Source organism: Chitinophaga sp. OAE865 (genome assembly GCF_040546735.1).
In the GTDB taxonomy this organism is placed as follows: Bacteria; Bacteroidota; Bacteroidia; order Chitinophagales; family Chitinophagaceae; genus Chitinophaga; species Chitinophaga polysaccharea_A.
Genome location: NZ_JBEPOF010000001.1, coordinates 807,508 through 829,747 on the forward strand (window position 1 = coordinate 807,508; position 22,240 = coordinate 829,747).

The window sequence follows — 22,240 nt, forward strand, 5'->3', positions numbered from 1 at the left end:
AAAAACCTCAAAAAGTGATTCAAACTATTGCCGTATGCGGCGCTGGCACTATGGGTGCCGGGATAGCACAGATAGCAGCCTATAGCGGATTTACTACTTTGTTGTTTGATATACGGCAGGATGGTCTCGACAAGGCCGGTGCACAGATTGAGAAGAGCCTGACAGCAGCCGTAGAAAAAGGTAAACTGACCCCTGCAGATAAAGCCGGCGTGCTGCAGCGGCTTCGTTTTACCAGTAATATCAACGAATGCGTAGCCGATGTGATCATAGAGGCTATTGTAGAAAGGATAACCGCCAAAACCGCACTCTTCAACCAGCTGACAGCTATCAATTCCGCCGAAACTATTTTTGCCTCCAACACATCTTCCCTGTCTGTTTCTGAAATTGCTTCCGCTGTTAGTGTTCGCCCGTCGAGGGTGGTAGGAATGCACTTCTTTAATCCCGCACACCTGATGAAACTGGTAGAAGTAGTAAGCGGAAAAGAAACAGCCCCGGAAGTGGCCGAAGCCATTTATGAGCTGGCGCAGAAAATGGGGAAAGTACCGGTAAGGGTGAAAGATTCCCCCGGCTTCATTGTGAACAGGGTGGCCAGGCATTATTACCTGGAAGCCATGCATATCGCGGAACAAGGTTTGGCCGACTTCAGCACTATTGACCAGCTGCTGGAAGCTGCCGGGTTTAAAATGGGCCCGTTTGCATTAATGGACCTTATAGGTAACGATATCAACCTGGCAGTAACACAGTCGCTGTACGATGCCTTTGAGCAGGCGCCCCGGTTTAAACCAAATGCACTGCAAGAACAAAGGGTGAAGGAAGGAAAGCTGGGACGTAAAACAGGATTGGGTTTTTACAGGTACGAACAATAACAGGTTTTAGTTATTTTTGAACCTTCTTTAGAAAAAGAATTTTAGTCTTCATGATTTTAGTAACCGGCGGTACAGGTTTTTTGGGTAGTCATTTAATAAGGGCATTGGTTGCTGCAGGGAAACCTGTGAGAGCATTGTACCGCAAACAACCTTCTCCCCGGTTGCAGGATATTTCAGATAAAATAGAATGGGTGCCGGGTGATATCCTGGATGTGTGCGCCCTGGAAGATGCCATGCAGGGTGTAACACAGGTATATCACTGTGCTGCCGTAGTTTCTTTTCAGGCTGCAGATAAAGACCGGCTCCTGAAAATTAACGTTGAAGGCACCGCCAATGTAGTGAACATGGCATTGGATGCAGGGGTTAAAAAGTTGTTGTATGTAAGCTCTGTAGCGGCTATTGGGAGGGCAAAGCCCGGGGCTGCTGTAAATGAGGAATGCGAGTGGGAAGACAGTAAAAACAATTCCCGCTACAGCATCAGTAAGTTCCAGGGAGAAATGGAAGTATGGAGAGGTATTGCAGAAGGGCTTGAAGCTGTGGTAGTAAATCCTTCCATTATCCTGGGCGCCGGATTCTGGGACGATGGTTCCGGCTCCCTGCTCAAAAACGCCTGGAAGGAATTCCCTTATTATACACAGGGTGTAAACGGTTTTGTAGATGTAGAAGACGTGGTAACTGCCATGATCCGGTTGATGGACAGCAATATTAGTGAGCAACGGTTCATCTTGTCGGCCGACAACTGGAGCTACCTGCAATTATTTACCACGATGGCACGGGCGCTTGGTAAAAAGCCGCCCCATATTGCTGCAAAGCCATGGATGGCAGAAGTAGTATGGCGGCTTGAAAAGGTGAAAGGGCTCTTTACCGGCAAGCAACCACTGATTACCAGGGAAACTGCCCATACAGCACAGCTTAAGGTGTACTATGAAAACAAAAAGATCTTAGCCGCCTTACCGGGATTTCAGTTCCGCCCACTGGAGGAAACCATCCGTAATATTTCGGCTGCTTATCTTCGCGAACGGGGCGTGGCCTCTTCTCAGGATTAAAGCGGATTTTGTCCTGGAACACTGATTTTGATGATTTCGCTGATATTTTTGAAATATTTAAGGGAGACAAAAGCAAATAACTTGCTTCTGTCTCCCTTAATTTTTAACCGCTTAAAAAGATATCATCAAAATCATCAAAATCAGTGTTCCAGGACAAAATCCGCGTGTTACTCAAAACAGGAAAGCAGCTATTGCGGCGGCTAATGTTTTGGCTATTTCAGGAGGTACCTCTTTACCCATCCATACCCTGGGTTTTTCACCGGGGATCACTGCAGCCACGGGTTGCCCGCGGTACTGAAATTCATAGCACACATTTTCATAAGAATTTACCTTGCCATACCGGTTATTGGCAGTAATACGTATATCTGTATCCGTAGATCTCAGCACACCTGCCGGTTTGTTTTCATTCAACTCCAGGTAATGAGGGCTCTTAACAATCATTTCCCAGCGTTTTAAAGGCTCATTCCTGGTACCATTGATCAGTGCGTAGCGAAGCTCTGTACCGGCCGGTAACCCGCTTAAATAGGCAGGTAAATCACGGTTCGAGAACACAATGGCGGTAGTGTTCATAGTTTGTATCAACAGGTGCTCCTCATTACCGTTCAGATAAAAATTAAAGGCGTTTTTAGGGTCTTTGATGAAGGTTGCTTCCGCTACCCCATTTTTACGGGAAGTAGTGGAATAAAGGCCAAAAGAAATGGTTTTAGCGGTAAGCCAGCCGTCTTTCACCTTCACTGGCCACTCCTGGTCGCTGGTGTATAAGGATGATTTGGCAATGGTGGGCTTGGTGGTGGTACAGCTCCAGAACAGCAGGGGGATTAAAGCAATAGAGAGATATTTCATGAAACGGGTGGTTTGACTATTAAAACGCCGGGTGCTTGTTAGTGCTCCCGGCGTTAATGATTATCTGGATTCTTTCAGTTTTGCCCACATCTCAGGGATACGTTTTACCCAGGCGAGTTCTTTCTTTTTTACCCTGGCATCTTCTGCGGGGGTACCGAAATATACTTTACCTCCTTCCAGGGATGAGGGTACGCCACTTTGTGCAAGTACAACGGCGCCTTTACCGATAGTAAGATCTTTATTTACTCCTACCTGGCCCCAGAGGATCACATTGTCTTCGATTTTAGCTTTGCCGGCCACACCTACCTGTGCGGCAATAAGGCAGTTCCTGCCTATCACGGTACCATGACCTACATGGATCATGTTATCCAGCTTAGTACCCCGGCCAATGATGGTATCACCACTTACGCCTTTGTCGATAGTACAACCGGCGCCCAGTTCCACATCGCTTTCAATGATCACTCTTCCGCAGCTCTCCAGTTTATCGTACATCACTTCCCGCTCAGCTCTTTTCTTAAAGTAAAAAGCGTCTGCACCAAGCACAGTACCTGCATGAATAATTACGTTGTCGCCAATTTCACAGTGGTCGTAAATGGTAACGTTGGGATGAATGAGGCAGTTCCGGCCGATGCGCACATGGTTGCCAATGAATACGTTGGGCTGAATAATAGTGCCCTCTCCTATCACGGCGCTGTCGCTGATGGCTTTGGTTGCCGCCTCGAATGGCCTGAATCTTTTAACCAGTTTTACATATGCACTGAACGGGTCGTCCAGTACCAGGATTGCCTTGCCTTCGGGACAAGGCACTTTTTTGTTAATGATAATGATGGTTGCTGCCGATTGCAGACTGGCGTTATAGTATTTCTCAAAGTCAACAAACGAAATATCCCCCGGTGTAACCTTATGTATTTCATTGATGCCTGTGGCCATCAGTTGGCTGTTGCCAACCAGCTCTGCGCCTATATATGCTGCTATCTCCGTTACTGCAACAGGTGCTTCGAACTTCATATACTCTGAATTATTGAATGATGTTTAAGAAGCAACAAAGGTAGTAAATCGGCAATTGCAACAATCAAATTATGAAGGCATGATAACCGGGATTGGAAAGTTTCAATCTACTGTTATCCACAATTATTTTAGTAGTGTGAATAAAATTTTTTGTAAATTTTTTCTTTTGTGATGAAATTCTTTTTAATATTGTGTAGGGAATTTTGTTTCCCTGTACTTACTAACCCATTCACATAACAAGAAAGTCTGATTGTTCCAACGGTCAGACTTTTTTTATTGCCTCTGAAACCCGCATGAATAAAGCATTACAGCAGATTACATTTTCATCTTACTAAAATTCACACTTCTCTGATCCTCTTTTTTATACCCTTTTCCCGGTAAAAGCATAAACCGGTTGACGCCCTCTTTTTTTCAAATTTTGGGTTTTTCTACCCCAAAAGCAGGGAATTGTCTTATCCGGGATTATGATGATTATGATGATTTGAGTTTTTATCTGTTTTTCATTTATCTGCTCAATTAAAAAGTAATCATCATAATCCCGGATAAGACAAAAGCGAAAGGCTTTATATAGCCGTGCTAAATAATTGTGAATGTGGTACTTGTCGCCACAGTCTTGCATCAAAGGCCATACAAATGTTACGGATAAACGGCCTTCCACCAGGCATTACCAACACCTTCTGAGGCAGCACCTGTACCAGGCCATCCTTCTCCAGCTCCTGTAATCGCTGCAGCCCTTCAGTTACCGCATCACACTGTGCATCTGCCTTGTTCCAGGTAGTTTCAAACCTGCACATCAGCTCATGAATATGCTTACGCAGCAATCTGTCTTCTTCATTCAGGATATGGCCCCGCACAACGGGAAACCTGCCTTTGTTCACCAGCTCCTGGTACTTATCTACCTTCTTCTCATTTTGAGCGTAGGCATACCAGCTGTCGCCAATAGAAGATGCTCCCAAACCAACCAGCAGTGATGTATGGGATGCGGTGTATCCCATGAAATTACGGTGCAACCTGCCTTGAAGGAAAGCACTATGCAATGCCTCTCCGGGCAGTGCAAAATGATCCATACCAATCTCTGTATAACCATTCCCGTCGAACAGTAATTTACCCAGCTCATACAGCTGTCTTTTTTCTTCATCTTTAGGAAGATCCGCTTCAGTATAGCGTCGCTGACCGGTCCCTTTTATCCAGGGAACATGTGCGTAACTGTAAAAAGAGATCCTGTCGGGGCGCAACCGGACAACCTTATCAATAGTGTCCTGCATACTCTTCAGTGTTTGTAACGGCAGCCCGTAAATAAGGTCAAAATTAACAGAGGTAAAGCCGATCTTCCTGGCGTTCTCTACTACGGAAGCCACCATCCCGAATGGTTGCAAACGGTTAATGATTTCCTGTACCCGCATATCAAAATCCTGTATGCCTAAACTGATTCTCCTGAAGCCCTGGTTGTACAATTGCTGAAGATGCTCCGGCGTGGTATTGCCCGGATGCCCTTCAAAGCTCAGGCTGGCATCGGGCAGCAGTTCTGCTGTTTTATAAATCCCGTTCAGCAACATGGCTAAATTTGCTGCACTGAAAAAGGTGGGAGTACCTCCGCCAAGATGTATTTCCCGGATATGCGGGCGCCCGCCGAAAGTATCAATGTACAGCTGCCACTCCTTCAGCAATGTTTCAATGTATGGCACCTCTACCCCATGATTAACGGTAATATGCTTATTGCAACCACAGTAAGTACACATGCTTTCACAAAAAGGCAGGTGAATGTATAAACTGATCCCGTCTTTACCGTTCGACTCCCGGAAGGAACGCTGCAGTAACGTTTCCCATTTTTCAGGATGAAAGGTATGCTCGTCCCAGTACGGAACAGTAGGATAACTGGTGTACCGCGGAGCGGCCACATTATATTTACTGATGAGGCTCATGTTGATTGGATGGTTTATGACAACAATTTTCAACTACATGTTCAGTACCGGATGTGAGCACTGGGCTGATGTAGGGAATGCCCAGGTTCAGGCCACGGAGGATCAGCAACACACCCATGATACTGACTGCTACCGGCATCATGCGGCGTATCCGGTTGCGTACCGGTAAGCTAACCAGGCAACTGAAGTAAGTAACACCGGCCATTGCGGGTAAGGTACCGGCGCCAAAGGCTGCCATGAACAGCATTCCTTTCAGCACGTCGCCGGAGGCAATGGCGCCGGTAATGCCCAGGTATACCAGGCCACAAGGCAGAAGCCCGTTCAGGAAGCCAATGGCATACAAAGTGCTGAAACGCTGCTCCCGTAACAGGCTTCCCAAAAGGGATTTTATTTTTGAAGTAAAAACTCCGGGGAGATGCCTGCCTTTTGTTAATCTTACGCCCGCACTTTTCAATATCACCAGCAACAGGAGTAAACTACCGGTAATGATCGATAACCACTGTTGCAACCCACCCAGGTATAACTGCCTGCCCAACCAGCCAAAGAACAGTCCAAGAACAGAATAGGCGCTGATACGGCCCGCATTGTATAACCCAATGCCCGCCAGCTTCCTGGCGCCCGTAAGATGCTGTACAGGCAGCGTTAACGCAATGGGGCCGCACATGCCTATACAGTGAAAGCTGCCCATAAAACCCAGTATGAAAGAGGCGATCATAATGTGTATATCTTTTGTAATTTTTTAAATAACTAACTCGGCTCAATTAATATTTATCAATTGTTCCTGGTAGTAAGGCAAATTGTTTATGGTCCATGCCACTTTCACTTTATACGGTCCGCGGATAAACAATCCCCTATCAATAAACTGTTGCCCCTGCAGATCAGGTTGAAGAGGAAGCAATATGTCTTTACCGGAATCAGAAGGCCGGTAAAAAATGAGTTTGCCGGTGATGGACCGGTTACGCAGCTCAGGCGGAAAAGAGATCCGTACCCCGGTATCTTCCTGCGATATATTTACAGGGGCCGACAGCCTGCCCGCGTTTTCTTTTCCATCAATTACCTGTTGGTATTTCAGTTCTTCGCTGTAGTAGTCTGGTGTTACCATGTCAATCCTGGTACGCATGCTTTTGGTGACGAGGGCTAAAATACCGGCGGCAAATACTGCGAATACTATGATGATCTTATGTCCCCAATTCATGGTAATATTTTTTTAAGATGATATAAATGCCCTACCCTGTTTATTGCACCGGTCCTAAAAACGTGGTGCGTATGCGGCTGATCCTTTCTTCTTTTTCATAAAGACCGACGTACAAAGCAGATTTACGTTGATGCACGGATACTTTTGGTAACACGATAAAGAAGGTGCCTTCTCCCTGTCCTTCTGCCTTTACATGGATCACTGCATTACCGATCATGGAAACTACCCCGCTCTCATCTTCCAGCTTCAGCTCCACAGGGATATCCCTGCCTGTTTTATTCACGAGCTTTATACGGTACAGGTTCGATAAGCTATCCGCCCCCCTTTCCTGGTACAGCATACCCGCAGTGCGCATAATAGTGCCGCTTACCGGTTTCCGGCTTCCCAGCATAAAACTGATAGCGGTGAGCAAAATTGCCAGCACAGCGGAGTATACTTTAAGACGGGGTGTGAAACGTAGCTTTTGTTTGCTGGCAATGCCGTTTTCAGAAGCATACCGGATCAGTCCTTTCGGCCGGCCGGTTTGTTCCATCATGAAATCGCATGCATCAATACAGGCAGTGCAATTCACACATTCCAGCTGGGTGCCGTTCCGTATATCTATCCCCGTAGGGCATACCTTCACGCACTGCATGCAGTCGATACAATCGCCATGTGCCCGGGACTCATTTTTGCGGAATTTTCCCCTTGGCTCTCCTCTCACGTAATCATATGCCACAAGGATAGAGTTCCTGTCCAGCAACACGCCCTGTAAGCGGCCGTAAGGGCATACAATCGTACAGATCTGCTCCCGCATAAAGGCAAATACGCCATAGAATACCCCGGAAAACACCATGATGGCAATAAAACCTCCTGCATGCAATGACAATGGCTCGTTGATAATTTTTTCCAATGCTCCGGCTCCGATGATATAAGCGAGGAATATGTTGGCAATAAGGAAAGACAGGGCATAAAAAGCAATGTGTTTCCCTGTTTTCCGGATAATCTTGTTAGTGTTCCATGGTGATAGCCGTAACATTTTCTGCGCAGCGGCGTCCCCTTCTATCCAGTATTCCAGCCGGCGGAACAACATTTCCATAAAAATGGTTTGTGGGCACATCCATCCGCAGAAAAGCCTTCCGAATGCCATTGTAAACACTACTATAAACAGAATGAAGGCCAGCATTGCCAATCCGAAAATGAAAAAATCCTGAGGCCAGAAAATAGCACCAAAAAGGATGAACTTCCCTTCCACCACATTCAGCATAAACAAAGGCCTGCCATTTATGGAAATAAACGGCAGGCTGAAGAAAACACTAAAATACAGGAGGCTAACCAGGCTACGGATATTATACCAGCGGCCTTTAGGCTGCTTTGCGTATATCCAGCTGCGTTTGCCCTGCCTGTCAACGGTAGCTATTGTATCTCTGAATGTGCTGTTGGTCATAACCGATGCTTTATTCTTTTTGTCCCTGCGGTTCTTTGGCATTCGGAGGGTTGGTGCCATATAAAGTTTTGATGTAGCAGGCTACCTGCGCCAGTTGCTTAGGTGAAAAATCCTCCTGCCAGGATTTCATTCCTTTGTCGGCCACACCGTACTTGATTGTTTTAAATACTTCATTGAGCTTACCACCATGCAGCCAGTAATCGTCTGTAAGATTGGGCCCCACCACTCCTTGTCCCTGGGGGCCATGACAAGGTGCACAGTTGGAGATGAATATCTTCTGACCTGCAGCTATATCGGCTGGGTCGGTAAGCATGGTTACATTGTTTTCATCGATGTTATTGGCGGCTTTCTTCAGGTATTCCTGTTTGGCAATGGCAGCCATCTTTTCTGCTGCGGCCAGTTCTTCCAGCTGGCTGGGCGCTGAGTGGGAAATTTCCGTACGCCAGAAGTATACCACACCAAAACAAACGGTGAATATAAATCCCCATTTCCACCAGGGAGGCGTGGGGTTATTAAGCTCGTGGATGCCGTCGAAGTTGTGCCCCATGTCTTCTTCTGCTTCTGCCGCGGCGTCCACCGTTTTGGTTTTATTGATCTTTTCCAGCCACGACACCCGTGGTTTACCCGGAGCGGTTTTTTTTGCCGGTTTGGGTTTTCTTTTGATGCCCACCAGGTAACGTAGCAGGAATAAAAGGCTGATGATCACAGACAGCTCCAGTATAATAACGGATACCAGCAGGTAGAAAGATGTTTGCGGCAGCCTGGTAACCTCCGGGTTGCTGGCGTAGGAGGCCTCCTGTGCGAAGGCGCTGTTCCCGATGAGCGTCAGCACAACAATACCCCCGGTTACCAGCATCTTGCCGGCATCTTTTTTCATCTTCTCCCGGAAAATATCCATAGCGCCCAGTACCGCGTTGGCAAGGATGCCAATGGCCAGTAATAATCCTCCGGCTACAGCCAGTAATACAAGGGCTACCGGATCGGGTAGCCCGGAAGCCCCCTGGGTTCCGCTATCTGCGAAGGCGGGGATACCGCATAATAAACTGCCGGTCAATAGCTGTATAAACTGCTTATTCATGATGTTTCTTTTATTGGGGATTTGCATCGTCATTTTCTAATGGAATACGGCTGATATGATCCACCATTTTTTTATCGGCTTTGAAAGCCCAAAATGAAGCGGCTAGAAAAAAGGCAGTAAATAACAGCAACGATGCCATCGGGTAAACACTGATGCCGGATATAGATTCCAGGTAGTTAATGAACTTCATGGTATTGTATTTTAAAACTCGGTTTTATCCGCTACCGGTGAAGGTTGAGCAGCTGATTTAATATCTTTTCCCATCCTTTGCAGGTAGGCGATTAGCGCGATAATTTCACGATCGGCTTTGATCGGCACTTTATCCTTTTGCAGGGATGCTGTAATTTCTTGTGCCTGTTTTTCAAGATCGGCATTGGCCTGTTGTTCATAACCGCTGGCATAGGGAACGCCCAGTTTCCGCATCACGTTGATCATAGCAGGCGTTTTGCTTTTATCTACCCTTTGTTCAAACAACCACGGATAAGCAGGCATAATAGAGCCTGGCGACATAGAAGTGGGGTCGAGCATATGGTTGAAGTGCCAGGAGTCAGGATATTTGCCGCCAATCCGCGCCAGGTCCGGGCCGGTACGCTTGGAACCCCATTGGAAGGGATGGTCGTATATAAACTCGCCGGCCTTGGAGTATTCGCCATAACGGGCTACTTCATCACGGAAAGGACGGATCATCTGTGAGTGACAGGTATAACAGCCCTCCCGGAGGTAAATATCCCGGCCATGTAGTTCCAGTGGCGTATAAGGTTTTACGCTGCTGATGGTTGGGATGTTACTGCGGATAAGAAAGGTTGGCATCATTTCCAGTAGTCCGCCAATAGCTACCACTACCAAACTGAATACCACCAATTGTATGGGCCGGCGCTCTATCCAGTTGTGCCAGTGCGTTTTACCATGCGTAACAATTTCTTTAGGTAATGCCGGAGCTTCTGCTGCTTCGTTGGCAATAAATGCACCTTTCCGGATCGTTTTGGAGAGGTTTACCACCATAAGTACCAGGCCGCTGATGTATAATATGCCTCCCAGTGCGCGCAGTGCATACATAGGCACTATGGTGGTTACTGTTTCCAGGAACTGGTATTTCAGTTGCCCTTCTTCCGTAAACTGTTTCCACATCATACTCTGTGTAAAGGCTGCCCAGTAAAGAGGAATTACATAAAAGATGATGCCCAGTGTGCCAATCCAGAAATGGGTATTGGCCCATTTGCGGGAATAAAGCCGGGTGCCGAAAATGCGGGGGATCATCCAGTAAAGGATACCAAAAGTAAGAAAGCCATTCCAGCCGAGTGCGCCTACGTGAACATGCGCAATAGTCCAGTCGGTATAGTGACTGATGGCATTCACGTTTTTCAGTGACAGCATCGGTCCTTCAAAAGTGGCCATACCATAGCAGGTAAGTGCCACAACAAAAAATTTCAGGATGGCATCTTCCCGCACACGGTCCCATGCGCCGCGCAGGGTGAGCAGGCCGTTGAGCATACCTCCCCAGGAAGGTGCAATAAGCATAATACTAAAAGCAGTTCCCAATGATTGCGCCCATTCAGGCAAAGCGGTGTACAGCAGGTGATGCGGGCCGGCCCAGATATAGATAAAGATCAGCGACCAGAAATGGATGATAGACCAGCGATAGGAATACACAGGCCTGTTGGCCGCCTTTGGCACAAAGTAGTACATCAGTCCCAGGTAAGGGGTGGTGAGAAAAAATGCCACTGCATTATGTCCGTACCACCACTGTACCAGCGCATCCTGTACGCCCGCATACCAGCTGTAGCTTTTGAACAGGGATAAAGGGAATTCAAAGGAGTTAATAATATGCAGCATAGCAATGGCTACCCATGTGCCAATGTAAAACCATATAGCTACGTACAAGTGTGATTCGCGCCTGCGAAGGATAGTGCCCAGCATATTGGCGCCGAACACCAGCCATATAAGTGTAATGGCAATATCGAAAGGCCACTCCAGTTCTGCATATTCCTTGCCGGTGGTATAACCCAGGAATAGCGTAAGGGCGCCTCCTGCAATGATGGCCTGCCACCCCCAAAAATGGATCTTACTCAGAAGATCGCTGAACATACGCGCTTTACAAAGCCGTTGCAACGAATAATATACGCCCATGAAAATACCATTGCCCACAAATGCAAAAATGACGGCGTTGGTATGTACGGGCCTCAGCCTGCCGAACGTGACGGGTGCAAACCCCATGTTAAGACCTGGAAGTACCAGTTCCAGCGCTGCCCACAACCCGGCCAGCATGCCTATCAGCCCCCAGAACATACAGGCATAGGCAAACCATTTCACCGTGCGGTTGTCGTAATAAAATTTTTCGAGTGACATAGCGGTATTTGAAGGTGTTGATAAATGCGTTTATTCGTTCACGTTATCTGTCTTATTGTCAAAAAGAATGCGGCGCGCCGGTGAGAAATCATCTTCGAACTGACCATTTTTTACCGACCAGATAAAGGCGCCAAGGAAGCCCATTGCTACAAGTAAACTAACACCCAGTAAAATGATGATAACGCTCATGGCTATTTATTTAATGAGGATAAATCGTGCTGTTTCCAGTGCCTGCAGAGCATGTATTTCGTTGGCGCCAAAGGAGAAAACATCACCGGATCCGAGGATAGTCACTTCTTCATTGAGCATAAACGCTATCCTTCCTTCCAGTATAAGTATCATAGCATGAGCAGCCGATGTATGCGGCGGAATCTGGTGCCCCTGCTGCATAATGAGCAGTGTGGCGTCAAAGCGTTTTGTTTTCAGTATAGCACAGCTCTTCACTTTTTCATTTCCCGCTACCTGCATTACGTTCATTCCTTTCATGGCTGTTGTGTTGTGATGTAATTACCATGCTTCTTTTTGCGGCATGCCTCACCCGTTGCGTGTAAACAGCCTTTTCAGCGGCTGTTTACACGCCCATTTCGCACGGGCTTATTTGAGGTGTTGCTTAGATTCTACTATGTATCGTATAATAGCAAAGGTAAAAGGGGCTTACCGTTACCACAATGATTTTACTCAACCAGGAATATGACTTTTATCATTCAATTGTACTAACGCTTTACTGTAAAGTATTTTACCCTGCCATTCGCTGCATGCAAAAGTGATCAGGATAATGCTTACAGAACTGGCAGGCATCAGTATGGCAGCTACCAGCGGCGATAAGATCCCCTGCACAGCAAAGTATAAACCGGTAATATTATATAGCAGCGACAATGCAAAACTGACCAGGATAATCCGTTTGTTTGCTTGGCATAAACGGATAAAAGACAGCAGCAGCGGTAATTGCTGTGCATGTAATATACCGTCGCTTGCCGGTGTAAAATTGTTGCTGTCTTCTGTTAATGAAATACCGATATCGCTTTGTTTCAGTGCACCGGCATCATTTAATCCATCGCCGATCATCATTACCTTTTCTCCTTTTTTTTGCAGGGAGATGATATAAGCGAGTTTATCGGCTGGTTGTTGTTCAAACATGAGCGTGGCGTCATTGCCCATCAGCTGCTGCAACTGCCTGATAGTATGGTTGTTGTCGCCGGAAAGTACAGTCAGCGTATACCTGGTTTGCAGCTGCTGTATCAGCGGCCGCAAGCCGCTGCGGTAGCTGTTGCGGATCGTAAATAAACCGTAAAGCTTTTCGTTGACAGATACATAGACTACACTTCCCGTTTGTTCATTTTTACGGTGGGCGCCGGTGAAATCCGCATTGCCCAGCCGGATAAAGTGTCCTTCCACCCAGCCGCATACGCCTTTGCCGGGGAACAACCGGAAATCGTTTGTTTGTTGTGGTAACGGATCACCGCAATACTGAACTATTGCCTTGCTTAAGGGATGTGTGGATTGCGCTGCCAGCGTGGCTATTCTTACTTCCTGCGCAGGGGTAAGCGGGTTGCCGTAATAGATAACTGAACTACCTGTTTTGCCGGTGAGAGTACCTGTTTTATCGAATACAATATGAGTAACGGCAGCCATGTTTTCAATGGCCTGGGCATTGCGCAGGTAAAGCTTATGCCGGCTCAGGATCCGCAGGATATGCCCGTTGGTAAAGGATGAGGCCAGGAGCAATGCACAGGGGCAGGCAATGATGAGAATAGCTGTTACTGCAGGCCATATACGGCCGGGCTCATACAACCACCAGTAGCAGGCAGTGAGTGCGGCAATCAATAGTACTATCCAGGTAAAATAGCGGCTCAGCAGATGTACAAACGATATCTGTTTCTCTTCCCTGTTTTTTAGCTCATCGCGGTTCCATAAACTGGTCAGGTAACTTTGTGCCACCTCCTTTATGACCAGTATTTCCAGGTTACCATCCAGTTGCCTGCCACCGGCATAAATAATTTCCCCGATAGCCTTGCTTACAGGAGCGCTCTCCCCTGTAACAAAGCTGTAATCTATCAGCGCTTTGCCTCTTACAATAATGCCATCCGCAGGCACCAGCTCGTTGTTATGGATGCGAATGGTATCGCCGGATCTGAGTTCCGGCAGCGCTACAGCTATTTCCTTTTCTTCTTTTATAACGCTAACGGCTATAGGGAAATAGGCGGTGTAGTCACGGTCAAATGAAAGCCCGCGATAGGTTTTATCCTGTAACACTCTTCCTGTAAGCATAAAAAAAACAATACCCGTCATAGAATCAAAGTATCCCGGCTGGCCATTGATTACTTCCGAGAGGCTACGCACAAAAGTGACGAAGATAGCGAGTACAATAGGTACGTCGATATTGAGGAAGCCATGCTTTAAGCCGCTCCAGGCCGACTTATAAAATGCCTGTGCGCTATACAGCAGTACAGGCAATGCCAATACCAGGTTCATATACCGGAACAGCTGGTTAAATGTAGCATCAAGGCCACCCGCGCCGGCAAAATAGTCGGGGAAGCTCAGCAACATGATATTGCCAAAGCAAAATCCTGCAACGCCCAACTGGTACACCAGCTGCCGGTTAGCAGCAGGTTTTTTGTGTTGCAGGTCCTGCAGGCTGATATAAGGCTCATACCCGATAGCCGTTAAAATTTCGGCTATCTTTCTTAAAGAAGTAAGAGTGTGGTTATAAATGACCAGCACTTCTTTCTTATTGAAATTAACAGTTACCCGCTGTATTCCCTCCTCTAAACGATGCAGGTTTTCCAGCAGCCATAAACAGGAGCTGCAGTGGATCTGTGGTATATAAAAGGAAACATGTGTTTGGGTATCATCTTTGAAAAGATGGAGTTGTTGTGCAATTTTCTCATCATCAAGGAAGGCAAACCTGTCGCTTCGTACCGCTACCCGCCGGCTGATACCTGGTTTGGAATTAAGGTCATAATATTCGCAAAGATTGTGCTGGTGCAGTATTTCATATACTGTTTTACATCCTGTACAACAGAATACCTTATCCTGTAAACTAATATCGTTATCAGTACAGTTTTCCCCGCAGTGATAGCAGGTGGTATGGGTATTGGCGGAACAAGCGGGCATGAGGATGGTCTTTTGAACTGTTACAAAAGTACCGGTAGCTGCAGAGAGCGGCAATGATATGCGTCAAGGGGGAATATGATATTTGTCAGGAACGCGGTGTTAATCCTGAAGATTGGCAGTTCTGATGATCTCGTCCATATCCAGTAGGCGGATCTTTTTACCTTCCAGCTCTATCATGCCGTCTTTTTTGAATTCAGAAAGCAGACGGATAGCGGATTCTGTGGCGGTGCCTACCAGGTTGGCGATCTCTTCACGGGAGAGGCGGACGCTGAGGGTATGGCCGTCTTCTTCAAGCCCGTAAGTTTCCTTTATAAAGAGCAGTGTTTCGGCAAGGCGCTCTCTTACCGGTTTTTGCGCAAGGTGGGTGATTTTCAGTTCAGCTTTGCGCAGCTCGCTTGATAAAATGCGCATCATTTCAAAAGAAAGGGATGCGTCTTTTTGCAGAATATTGAGAAACAGATCTTTAGGTATAAAACAGATGGAAGAGTCTTCCAGTGCAGTAGCCGTAGCCGTATATCTCTCATTACTCAGCAGGGCTTTGTAACCCATGATATCCCCGGCTTTGACCAGGCGTATAATCTGTTCCCGGCCGTCATCTCCGCTGTGCGACAGTTTTATTTTGCCATCGTTTACGCAGTATACGCCAAAAGGATAGGCGCCTTCGTGGAAAATCACCTGGCCTTTCCTGTATACAGAGCATACTTTGGCATCCGCAATCTGATCGAGATTGCATTGTTCCGCCTTGCAGAATATTGACGAGAAACGATCCTTGCAATGATGACATGAAGGATTGTGGAACGGTGTAGCCATAATCAATTTGCAAAAGTACTAAATTACGGCTCCTTAACCAAAGCAAAAGCATTCGTGGCGCTTTATTATTATATTATTTATAAACCATATGAGGTGTTAACCCGGTTTACGCCGGAAGGAAACAAGGCCTGCCTGGCAGACTATTTTAAAGTGCCTCCGGATGTATACCCGGTGGGCCGTTTGGACTATGACAGTGAGGGGTTGCTGATTCTTACAAACGACAAAGCGTTGAATCAGCAGTTGCTGTTGCCGCAACATGCCCATGAGCGGGAATACTGGGTGCAGGTGGATGGCGCTGTTACGCGGGAAGCTGTACAGCAGCTGGAGGTTGGTGTGGAGATCAATGTGGATGGTAAGCTATACCGCACCAAAAAGTGCCGGGCAGAGATATTTGATGAAGAACCGTTATTACCGCCACGTAATCCACCCATCCGTTTCCGTAAATCTATTCCCGCACCCTGGATCAAAATGGTACTGCAGGAAGGTAAAAACAGGCAGGTGCGGCGTATGACAGCCGCTGTTGGTTTTCCTACGTTGAGGCTTGTCCGTTACCGAATCGAACTTATCACGGTTGCAGGCATGCAGTCGGGCGACATTATGGAACTGGGCAGGGAAGAGATCTACCGGAAATTGAAATTGAAGGCACGCTGACTATTGTATGCCTGGCGTAAAGAGATCCTCCCGGTTGACTGCGGCTCCTGCTTTTTGCTTTAAGCTTTATGCTTTCAGCTTTTTTAACTAGGTTTGTCACCTACAAATTTGTATTATGCTGAAATCAATGACCGGCTTCGGAAGGGCAGAAAGCGCAAGAGGCGAAACTAGTATCGTAGTGGAGATCAAATCGCTGAATGGAAAGCAGTTTGAGGTGAATCTGAAGTTTTCTCCTTTGTTAAGACCCTATGAATTTGACATCCGTACCCTTATGCAGCAAACCTTGCAGCGCGGAACCCTGGATGCAACAATCAATATCCGCCAAAATGGCGCCACCCGCCCGGTTGTGATTAATACAGACCTTGCAAAATATTACTATCAATCTATTACCATGCTGGCCAACCAGCTGGAGCTCCCCCAGGGAGATATGCTCAATGTACTGATGAAACTGCCCGAAGTGGTAAGTCCCGCTACAGAACAAATGACCGAAGAAGAATGGAAAGATGTGGAAGACACATTGCGTGAAGCACTGATAGACCTTGATACGCATCGCCAGGATGAAGGGCTGATGCTGGAAGCCGATCTGCAGCAACGCATCGATAATATAGACGTATATATGCAGAAGGTCCGCGAACTGGACCCGCTCCGCAAAGACCGTATCCGCCAGCGTCTTGAAGGGCTGCTGGCTGAGCATGTTGGAAAGGAGAATGTAGATGCCAACCGCCTGGAACAGGAACTGATCTTCTACCTGGAAAAACTGGATATCTCGGAAGAACTGTCACGCCTGGAAAACCACCTCCGGTATTTCAGGGAAATTCTGAAAGACAGCGATTCTGCCAAAGGAAAGAAACTGGGCTTTGTATTACAGGAGATAGGCCGTGAAATCAATACTACCGGCTCCAAAGCCAATGATGCCGGTATACAGCAATGGGTGGTGCTGATGAAAGATGAACTGGAAAAAGCCAAAGAACAAGTATTAAACGTTTTATAGTAAGGCGAACACCGTATGAACAAACTTTTCATGGTCACAGCAGGCTTGTTTCTTTTGGCTGCAGCCTGTAAGCCACCTAAAATGGACACTTACGAAAAGAACCTGGAAATTCCCGGGCATGAGTGGACATATGATTATAAACCATCTTTTGAAGTAAAAATACAACCGGAAGATACTGCGTACCTTTACAATATCTGTGTAAACGTCAGGCATACAGACGCCTATCCTTACAGCAATATATGGATGTTGATAGGCACACAGTATCCTGGCGACAGTACAGCAAAGGAACAACGGGTAGAACTGCCGCTTGCTGATGTAACCGGCAAATGGTCCGGTTCCGGCCTGGATGATATTTATGAGCATCGTATCTTCATCCAGCAACGTGCTATTTTTAATAAACCGGGTACCTACAGGTTTACCTTTGAACAAAATATGCGGCAAAATCCGCTCCCCTATGTGATGAATGTTGGCTTGCGGATTGAGAAAGCCGGCACAAGGCCATGATGAAAAGAATTTTCAATAAAATGCAGGAAGGAAAGTCCGTTTCCTTCGTTTATTTTTTAGTAATGGCGTATACAATTGCCGCACTGGTATGGTGGGGCATTTTGCTGTTCAGACAAAGTGAACAGATCCGCGCCTTCGAACAACAAAACCTTTCCCTCAGGGTAGATAGTCTTGCCCAACCGGTGGAGCACCAGCTGGAACTACAGCGGATCAATAAAGAAGAGCGTATGCGCGCTTTCAAATACCTCGGTGAAGGCCTTATCTTTTTAGGGATCATTTTACTCGGTGCGCTCTTTGTATACAGGGCGGTGTGGAAATATATGAAGCTCAGCAGGCAACAGCAGAATTTTATGATGGCAGTTACACATGAACTGAAATCGCCTATCGCTGCAGCCAAGCTGAATCTCGAAACTATCCGCAAACACAGGCTCGATGAAGAAAAGCAACTGAAGCTGATCAATAACACCATCCGGGAAACCAACCGTCTCGACCAGCTATGTAATAACATCCTGCTGGCAGCGCAGCTGGAAACACACAAGTACCAGGTATTTAAAGAGCCCCTGGATTTTTCAGCGCTGGTGGAAAACAGTATCAAAGATCTCGGCGGCCGCATTGGCACCCACCAGATCATAGCAGACATATTACCGCACGTGTGGATGGAGGGTGATAAGCTGACCTTACAAATTGTGCTGAGCAACCTGGTGGAGAATGCAGCAAAATATGCCCCTAAAAATACCACTATCTTTGTAAAACTCTTTGAAAGCAACCAGCAGCTGAAATTACAGGTGATCGATGAAGGCCCGGGAATCCCGGAAGAAGAAAAACTCAGGATCTTCCTGAAATTTTACCGGGTAGGTAATGAAAATACCCGGAGAGCAAAAGGCTCCGGCCTCGGCCTGTTCCTCACGGCCAAGATAGTGGAACAGCACCGTGGCAACATTGAAGTGAAAGATAATGTACCCACCGGCAGCTGTTTTGAAATATCATGGCCTGAATATTCCGTGCAAACGGCGTAAATTAGATAACGGATTGATGAATACCGGGATCCGGATTCGATGTAAAATCAAACAATAACACATGAAGGAAGCGACAAAGGCATCAATACTGCTGGTGGAAGACGAGGAAAATCTCCAGGAAGCCCTGAAGCTGAACCTGGAGCTGGAAGGTTACGAGGTTACCGCAGTGGACAACGGCACAGCTGCACTGAAAGCAGTTAAAAACGAATATTTTGATCTCATTATACTGGACATTATGCTGCCTGAAATGGATGGTATCGCCGTATGCGAAAACATCCGTATTCAGAATAATGAAATCCCCATTCTTTTCCTGAGCGCCAAAAACAGTAGCGCCGACCGCGTACTGGGCCTCAAAAAAGGAGGCGATGACTACATGACCAAACCCTTTAACCTGGAAGAACTCCTTTTAAGGGTGGAAAAGCTCATCGTAAAAAATAAAAAGATCCAGGACAAAGACAGTGTACCCAATGTATACCGCTTTGGTGATAACGTAATAGATTTTGCCGCACAGGAATGTGTAGGTAAAGATGGTAAACATTATGAACTGAGCAAGAAAGAAGCCATGCTGCTGAAGCTGCTCATCGAAAATAAAGGGGAAGTGGTTACCCGTGAGAAGATCCTCCAGGTGGTTTGGGGTTACAACGTGTATCCTACCACGAGGACCATCGATAACTTTATCCTCAATTTCCGTAAATATTTTGAAGAAGACAGCCGGAACTCCCGCTACTTCCACTCCGTAAGAGGTGTGGGCTATAAGTTTACGGAAGCCTGATACCAGCGCTGGGCAAATGCAGCAGTAGATAAGTATAATCATCTCCGCTGTATTTGCTTAAAGCTGAGGGCCCATTTTCCCAACAGCCACTTTTCACCCCATTCTCCCCAGTTTCCGGTAAAAACCCGCCTCATAGTAAATCCCACTTTCTATTGGAGATTAATTAGCCGATATTTATTGCGCTTATAAGAGTAGAGAAGTATACTTCCTATAAACCTAGTTAGTGGCACATTATACTGATATCGTCTTTGCTGCGGAGTGGCCTTTCTGGCTGTTTTTTTTGTTAAGTCTCGTTACCCTAATAGTATTTTTTACCCTGCGGGAAAGAAAAATCAGGAGAGCCTCAGCGAAAGAAATCACCAAAACCCATGCGTTGATTAACCTGGAACTTCATGCTTTCCAGGCGCAGATGGATCCGCATTTCATATTCAACAGCCTTAATGCCATCCACCATTATATTCTTACCACCAGTACAGACATGGCGTCCCTGTATCTTACCCGGTTCTCCCGGCTCATGCGGTTGATGATCGGCAATTTCAATAAGGAATGGATTTCCCTCCAGGACGAGCTGGATGCCCTGGAACTGTATATCCAGCTGGAACAGTTGCGTTTTGATGAACAGTTCAACTACCAGCTGATTGTAGGCCCGGAAGTGAATCCGCAGTTCACCCTAATTCCTCCCCTGATCATCCAGCCCTATGTGCAATACGCCATCTGGCACCGGATCCTGCTACGACCCGAAAAATCTGGGGGGCAACTCAGGATCACCCTCTCAAAAGAAAACGACCGGCTCCAGATCCAGCTGGAAGACAATGGCATCCTGATCACCGAAATGCTTGATGGCACCGGCGAGCGGCAGGCCTCCGGGATAGATATCGCCTCGGAGCGGCTATATATGATGAGCGAAAAATACCAGATGAAAGCCAGTATAAAGTCTTTACAGGTATATAATGAAGAACGGGAACCTTCCGGTAACCGCCTTATTATCAGTATGCAACATGTAGCCGCCCGTCAATCCCTGGCAGGCTAGGCTTTAATTGGTAATGTCCTGTAAATTGCTTAATTTCTACATGGATAATGGAATCAAAGACCATATACTTTTACCCGCAACATAAAATCTGAACTACCTTTCATAATCTGATCCTACATGCGTACCATTATCGTGGACGACGAGAAGCACAGCCGGGATGCACTGCATATGATGTTGGAGAGGTATTGCCCGCACGTTACCGTACAGGCTCTTTGCAGCAGTGGCCCCGAAGCCCTGACTGCCATTGAACAGCTACATCCCGATCTGGTATTCCTCGATATCGAAATGCCGGGAATGGATGGGTTCCAGGTACTGGAAGCCTGTAATTACCACTCCTTCGTTGTTATTTTCATTACTGCTTATGATCAGTACGCCCTCCAGGCTATCCATCACAGTGCATTGGATTACCTCCTTAAGCCTATAGACAGCAGTGAGCTGAAAGATGCAGTAGAGAAAGCCGGTACCCAATCCACCATTGTAACAGCAGGGAAAGTAGATAACCTTCTTCATTTCCTGCAGGAACACCTGAGCCAGGACGAACGGTTGGCGCTGCCCACCTCAGACGGTTTGCGTATGGTTACAGCCAGAAATATCATTTATTGCAAAGGTGCAGGCACGCAAACCCGGTTGCAGTTACAGGAGCCGGAAAAGCCGGTGATGGTATGCCGCACCCTGATGGAAATGGAGCAATGGCTGGCAGATAAAGGATTCTTCCGCGTACATAGCAGTTTCCTCATCAACCTGTCTTTTATGGAAAAATATATTAAGGGAGATGGCGGGGAGATTATTATGAGCGATGGTTACAGCGTACCACTGGCGCGGGATAAGAAACAGGATTTCCTGCAGCGTATCGAAAGACTATAACCGTTTGATATAGTTACAACTGATCCATCCGCTTTTACCATCTGCCAGCTCAATTTTACAGAACTCGCGGGTAGCATCTGTAATCCGCACTTTCATGCCCTCTCCCACCTCAAAGGCATCCCGGCTGTTTTCATCAGGGGAGGTTTTTGCCCTGATATTACCGTTCATTACAATACCTGCTTCATGGTTGTTGGACCACAGGTAAGTATCTACAGACATGATGAGGTACAACGCACATAGCACACCCAGTACATAAGCGCCCCAGCGTAAAAATTTATTCCTCCACCCGGGAAGGTATACATTGAGCACAATAGCGGCAACAAACAACCAGAAAAGGATAACCGTACCTGTTGCCCAGCCGTTGGCTTTATGGAGATGTTGTAGTTGTAACCACCACTGCTGGAAAAACACCATCGGCAGTTCTTCCACAAAGCCATTTACTTTCTGGTTGGCTATGGCAAGGTTATGTTTTACAGCCCCATCGTTGGGTGATAGCTGCAATGCCTTCTCGTAGTTATAAACCGCCTGCCCGGTTTTTCCTGCTTTGTACCAGGCATTACCTGCATTGAAGTAAAGTGCTTTCTGCATATGGCCTTCATCCAATAATTGCTGGTAAACCCTGGCCGCTTCTGTGAACTTGCTTTGATTAAAGAGCTTGTTCGCTTCTTCAAACCGTTGCTGCTGGTTCTGCGATGGCGTTTGCGCATGGCTTACTGTAAACGTCAGCACGCATATTGCAGTTAATAGTACCGGTTTAA

General features: G+C 46.8%; 23 protein-coding genes. 9 read left to right on the plus strand and 14 right to left on the minus strand.

Translation table 11 applies throughout. The annotated features are described in order from the left end of the window. Positions 1-14 precede the first annotated feature (14 nt). Complete coding sequence (locus ABIE50_RS03420) at positions 15-866, plus strand: 3-hydroxyacyl-CoA dehydrogenase NAD-binding domain-containing protein (RefSeq protein WP_354027858.1); 852 nt, start codon at positions 15-17, stop codon at positions 864-866. Between the two features lie 50 nt (positions 867-916). After that, positions 917-1,912, plus strand: coding sequence for an NAD-dependent epimerase/dehydratase family protein (locus ABIE50_RS03425; RefSeq protein WP_209855860.1), 996 nt, complete (start codon positions 917-919; stop codon positions 1,910-1,912). Between the two features lie 171 nt (positions 1,913-2,083). Here ABIE50_RS03425 and ABIE50_RS03430 read toward each other — a convergent pair whose 3' ends face one another. The 13 genes from ABIE50_RS03430 to ABIE50_RS03490 form a co-directional block, all read right to left on the minus strand. Then, positions 2,084-2,755, minus strand: a complete 672-nt coding sequence (locus tag ABIE50_RS03430; protein ID WP_209855856.1) for a hypothetical protein — start codon at positions 2,753-2,755, stop codon at positions 2,084-2,086. A gap of 60 nt (positions 2,756-2,815) precedes the next feature. Beyond that, positions 2,816-3,763, minus strand: coding sequence for a UDP-3-O-(3-hydroxymyristoyl)glucosamine N-acyltransferase (locus tag ABIE50_RS03435; protein ID WP_209855852.1), 948 nt, complete (start codon positions 3,761-3,763; stop codon positions 2,816-2,818). 563 nt (positions 3,764-4,326) lie between these two features. Then, complete coding sequence (hemN, locus tag ABIE50_RS03440; RefSeq protein ID WP_209855849.1) at positions 4,327-5,685, minus strand: oxygen-independent coproporphyrinogen III oxidase; 1,359 nt, start codon at positions 5,683-5,685, stop codon at positions 4,327-4,329. After that, entirely contained in the window at positions 5,669-6,400 is a 732-nt protein-coding gene (locus tag ABIE50_RS03445; protein WP_209855846.1) for a sulfite exporter TauE/SafE family protein, read from the minus strand. The genes hemN and ABIE50_RS03445 overlap by 17 nt, the downstream gene beginning before the upstream one ends. A gap of 42 nt (positions 6,401-6,442) precedes the next feature. After that, positions 6,443-6,880, minus strand: a complete 438-nt coding sequence (locus ABIE50_RS03450) for a FixH family protein (protein ID WP_209855843.1) — start codon at positions 6,878-6,880, stop codon at positions 6,443-6,445. Between the two features lie 40 nt (positions 6,881-6,920). Further along, positions 6,921-8,366, minus strand: a complete 1,446-nt coding sequence (gene ccoG, locus ABIE50_RS03455) for a cytochrome c oxidase accessory protein CcoG (protein ID WP_354027859.1) — start codon at positions 8,364-8,366, stop codon at positions 6,921-6,923. Continuing rightward, positions 8,317-9,384, minus strand: coding sequence for a cbb3-type cytochrome c oxidase N-terminal domain-containing protein (locus tag ABIE50_RS03460; RefSeq protein WP_209855840.1), 1,068 nt, complete (start codon positions 9,382-9,384; stop codon positions 8,317-8,319). The genes ccoG and ABIE50_RS03460 overlap by 50 nt, the downstream gene beginning before the upstream one ends. 10 nt (positions 9,385-9,394) lie before the next feature. Further along, positions 9,395-9,574, minus strand: coding sequence for a CcoQ/FixQ family Cbb3-type cytochrome c oxidase assembly chaperone (locus ABIE50_RS03465; RefSeq protein ID WP_209855837.1), 180 nt, complete (start codon positions 9,572-9,574; stop codon positions 9,395-9,397). An 11-nt stretch (positions 9,575-9,585) separates the two neighbouring features. Beyond that, positions 9,586-11,730, minus strand: a complete 2,145-nt coding sequence (ccoN, locus tag ABIE50_RS03470; protein ID WP_209855834.1) for a cytochrome-c oxidase, cbb3-type subunit I — start codon at positions 11,728-11,730, stop codon at positions 9,586-9,588. A gap of 30 nt (positions 11,731-11,760) precedes the next feature. After that, the gene (ccoS, locus tag ABIE50_RS03475) at positions 11,761-11,919 is read right to left on the minus strand and encodes a cbb3-type cytochrome oxidase assembly protein CcoS (RefSeq protein ID WP_209855831.1); all 159 of its coding nucleotides are present in this window, start codon (positions 11,917-11,919) and stop codon (positions 11,761-11,763) included. A gap of 6 nt (positions 11,920-11,925) precedes the next feature. After that, positions 11,926-12,216: a cupin domain-containing protein gene (locus ABIE50_RS03480; protein WP_209855822.1), complete on the minus strand. Its 291-nt coding sequence runs from the start codon at positions 12,214-12,216 to the stop codon at positions 11,926-11,928. Between the two features lie 192 nt (positions 12,217-12,408). Then, positions 12,409-14,844, minus strand: a complete 2,436-nt coding sequence (locus ABIE50_RS03485) for a heavy metal translocating P-type ATPase (RefSeq protein WP_209855819.1) — start codon at positions 14,842-14,844, stop codon at positions 12,409-12,411. A gap of 99 nt (positions 14,845-14,943) precedes the next feature. Next, positions 14,944-15,654 (minus strand): Crp/Fnr family transcriptional regulator, encoded by a 711-nt coding sequence (locus tag ABIE50_RS03490; protein WP_142684479.1) that lies wholly within the window; start codon positions 15,652-15,654, stop codon positions 14,944-14,946. Positions 15,655-15,708: 54 nt separating this feature from the next. On the opposite strand from ABIE50_RS03490, the gene ABIE50_RS03495 reads away from it, so the two are divergent. The 7 genes from ABIE50_RS03495 (at position 15,709) to ABIE50_RS03525 (ending at position 21,482) form a co-directional block, all read left to right on the plus strand. Further along, complete coding sequence (locus ABIE50_RS03495) at positions 15,709-16,305, plus strand: pseudouridine synthase (RefSeq protein WP_209855816.1); 597 nt, start codon at positions 15,709-15,711, stop codon at positions 16,303-16,305. 115 nt (positions 16,306-16,420) lie between these two features. Further along, a complete protein-coding gene (locus ABIE50_RS03500) occupies positions 16,421-17,296 on the plus strand; it encodes a YicC/YloC family endoribonuclease (protein WP_142684477.1) in 876 nt (291 codons plus the stop codon). Between the two features lie 15 nt (positions 17,297-17,311). After that, entirely contained in the window at positions 17,312-17,800 is a 489-nt protein-coding gene (locus ABIE50_RS03505) for a gliding motility lipoprotein GldH (RefSeq protein WP_209855814.1), read from the plus strand. Further along, entirely contained in the window at positions 17,797-18,816 is a 1,020-nt protein-coding gene (locus tag ABIE50_RS03510) for a sensor histidine kinase (RefSeq protein ID WP_209855811.1), read from the plus strand. Before ABIE50_RS03505 ends, ABIE50_RS03510 begins: the two co-directional genes overlap by 4 nt. A gap of 61 nt (positions 18,817-18,877) precedes the next feature. Further along, entirely contained in the window at positions 18,878-19,588 is a 711-nt protein-coding gene (locus tag ABIE50_RS03515; protein WP_079471554.1) for a response regulator transcription factor, read from the plus strand. Between the two features lie 223 nt (positions 19,589-19,811). Beyond that, positions 19,812-20,618: a sensor histidine kinase gene (locus tag ABIE50_RS03520; RefSeq protein WP_209855808.1), complete on the plus strand. Its 807-nt coding sequence runs from the start codon at positions 19,812-19,814 to the stop codon at positions 20,616-20,618. 117 nt (positions 20,619-20,735) lie between these two features. Next, complete coding sequence (locus ABIE50_RS03525; RefSeq protein ID WP_209855805.1) at positions 20,736-21,482, plus strand: LytR/AlgR family response regulator transcription factor; 747 nt, start codon at positions 20,736-20,738, stop codon at positions 21,480-21,482. On the opposite strand, the gene ABIE50_RS03530 is transcribed toward ABIE50_RS03525, so the two are convergent. Beyond that, entirely contained in the window at positions 21,477-22,211 is a 735-nt protein-coding gene (locus tag ABIE50_RS03530) for a tetratricopeptide repeat protein (protein WP_209855802.1), read from the minus strand. The two genes, ABIE50_RS03525 and ABIE50_RS03530, sit on opposite strands and share 6 nt — an antisense overlap. Positions 22,212-22,240 lie beyond the last annotated feature (29 nt).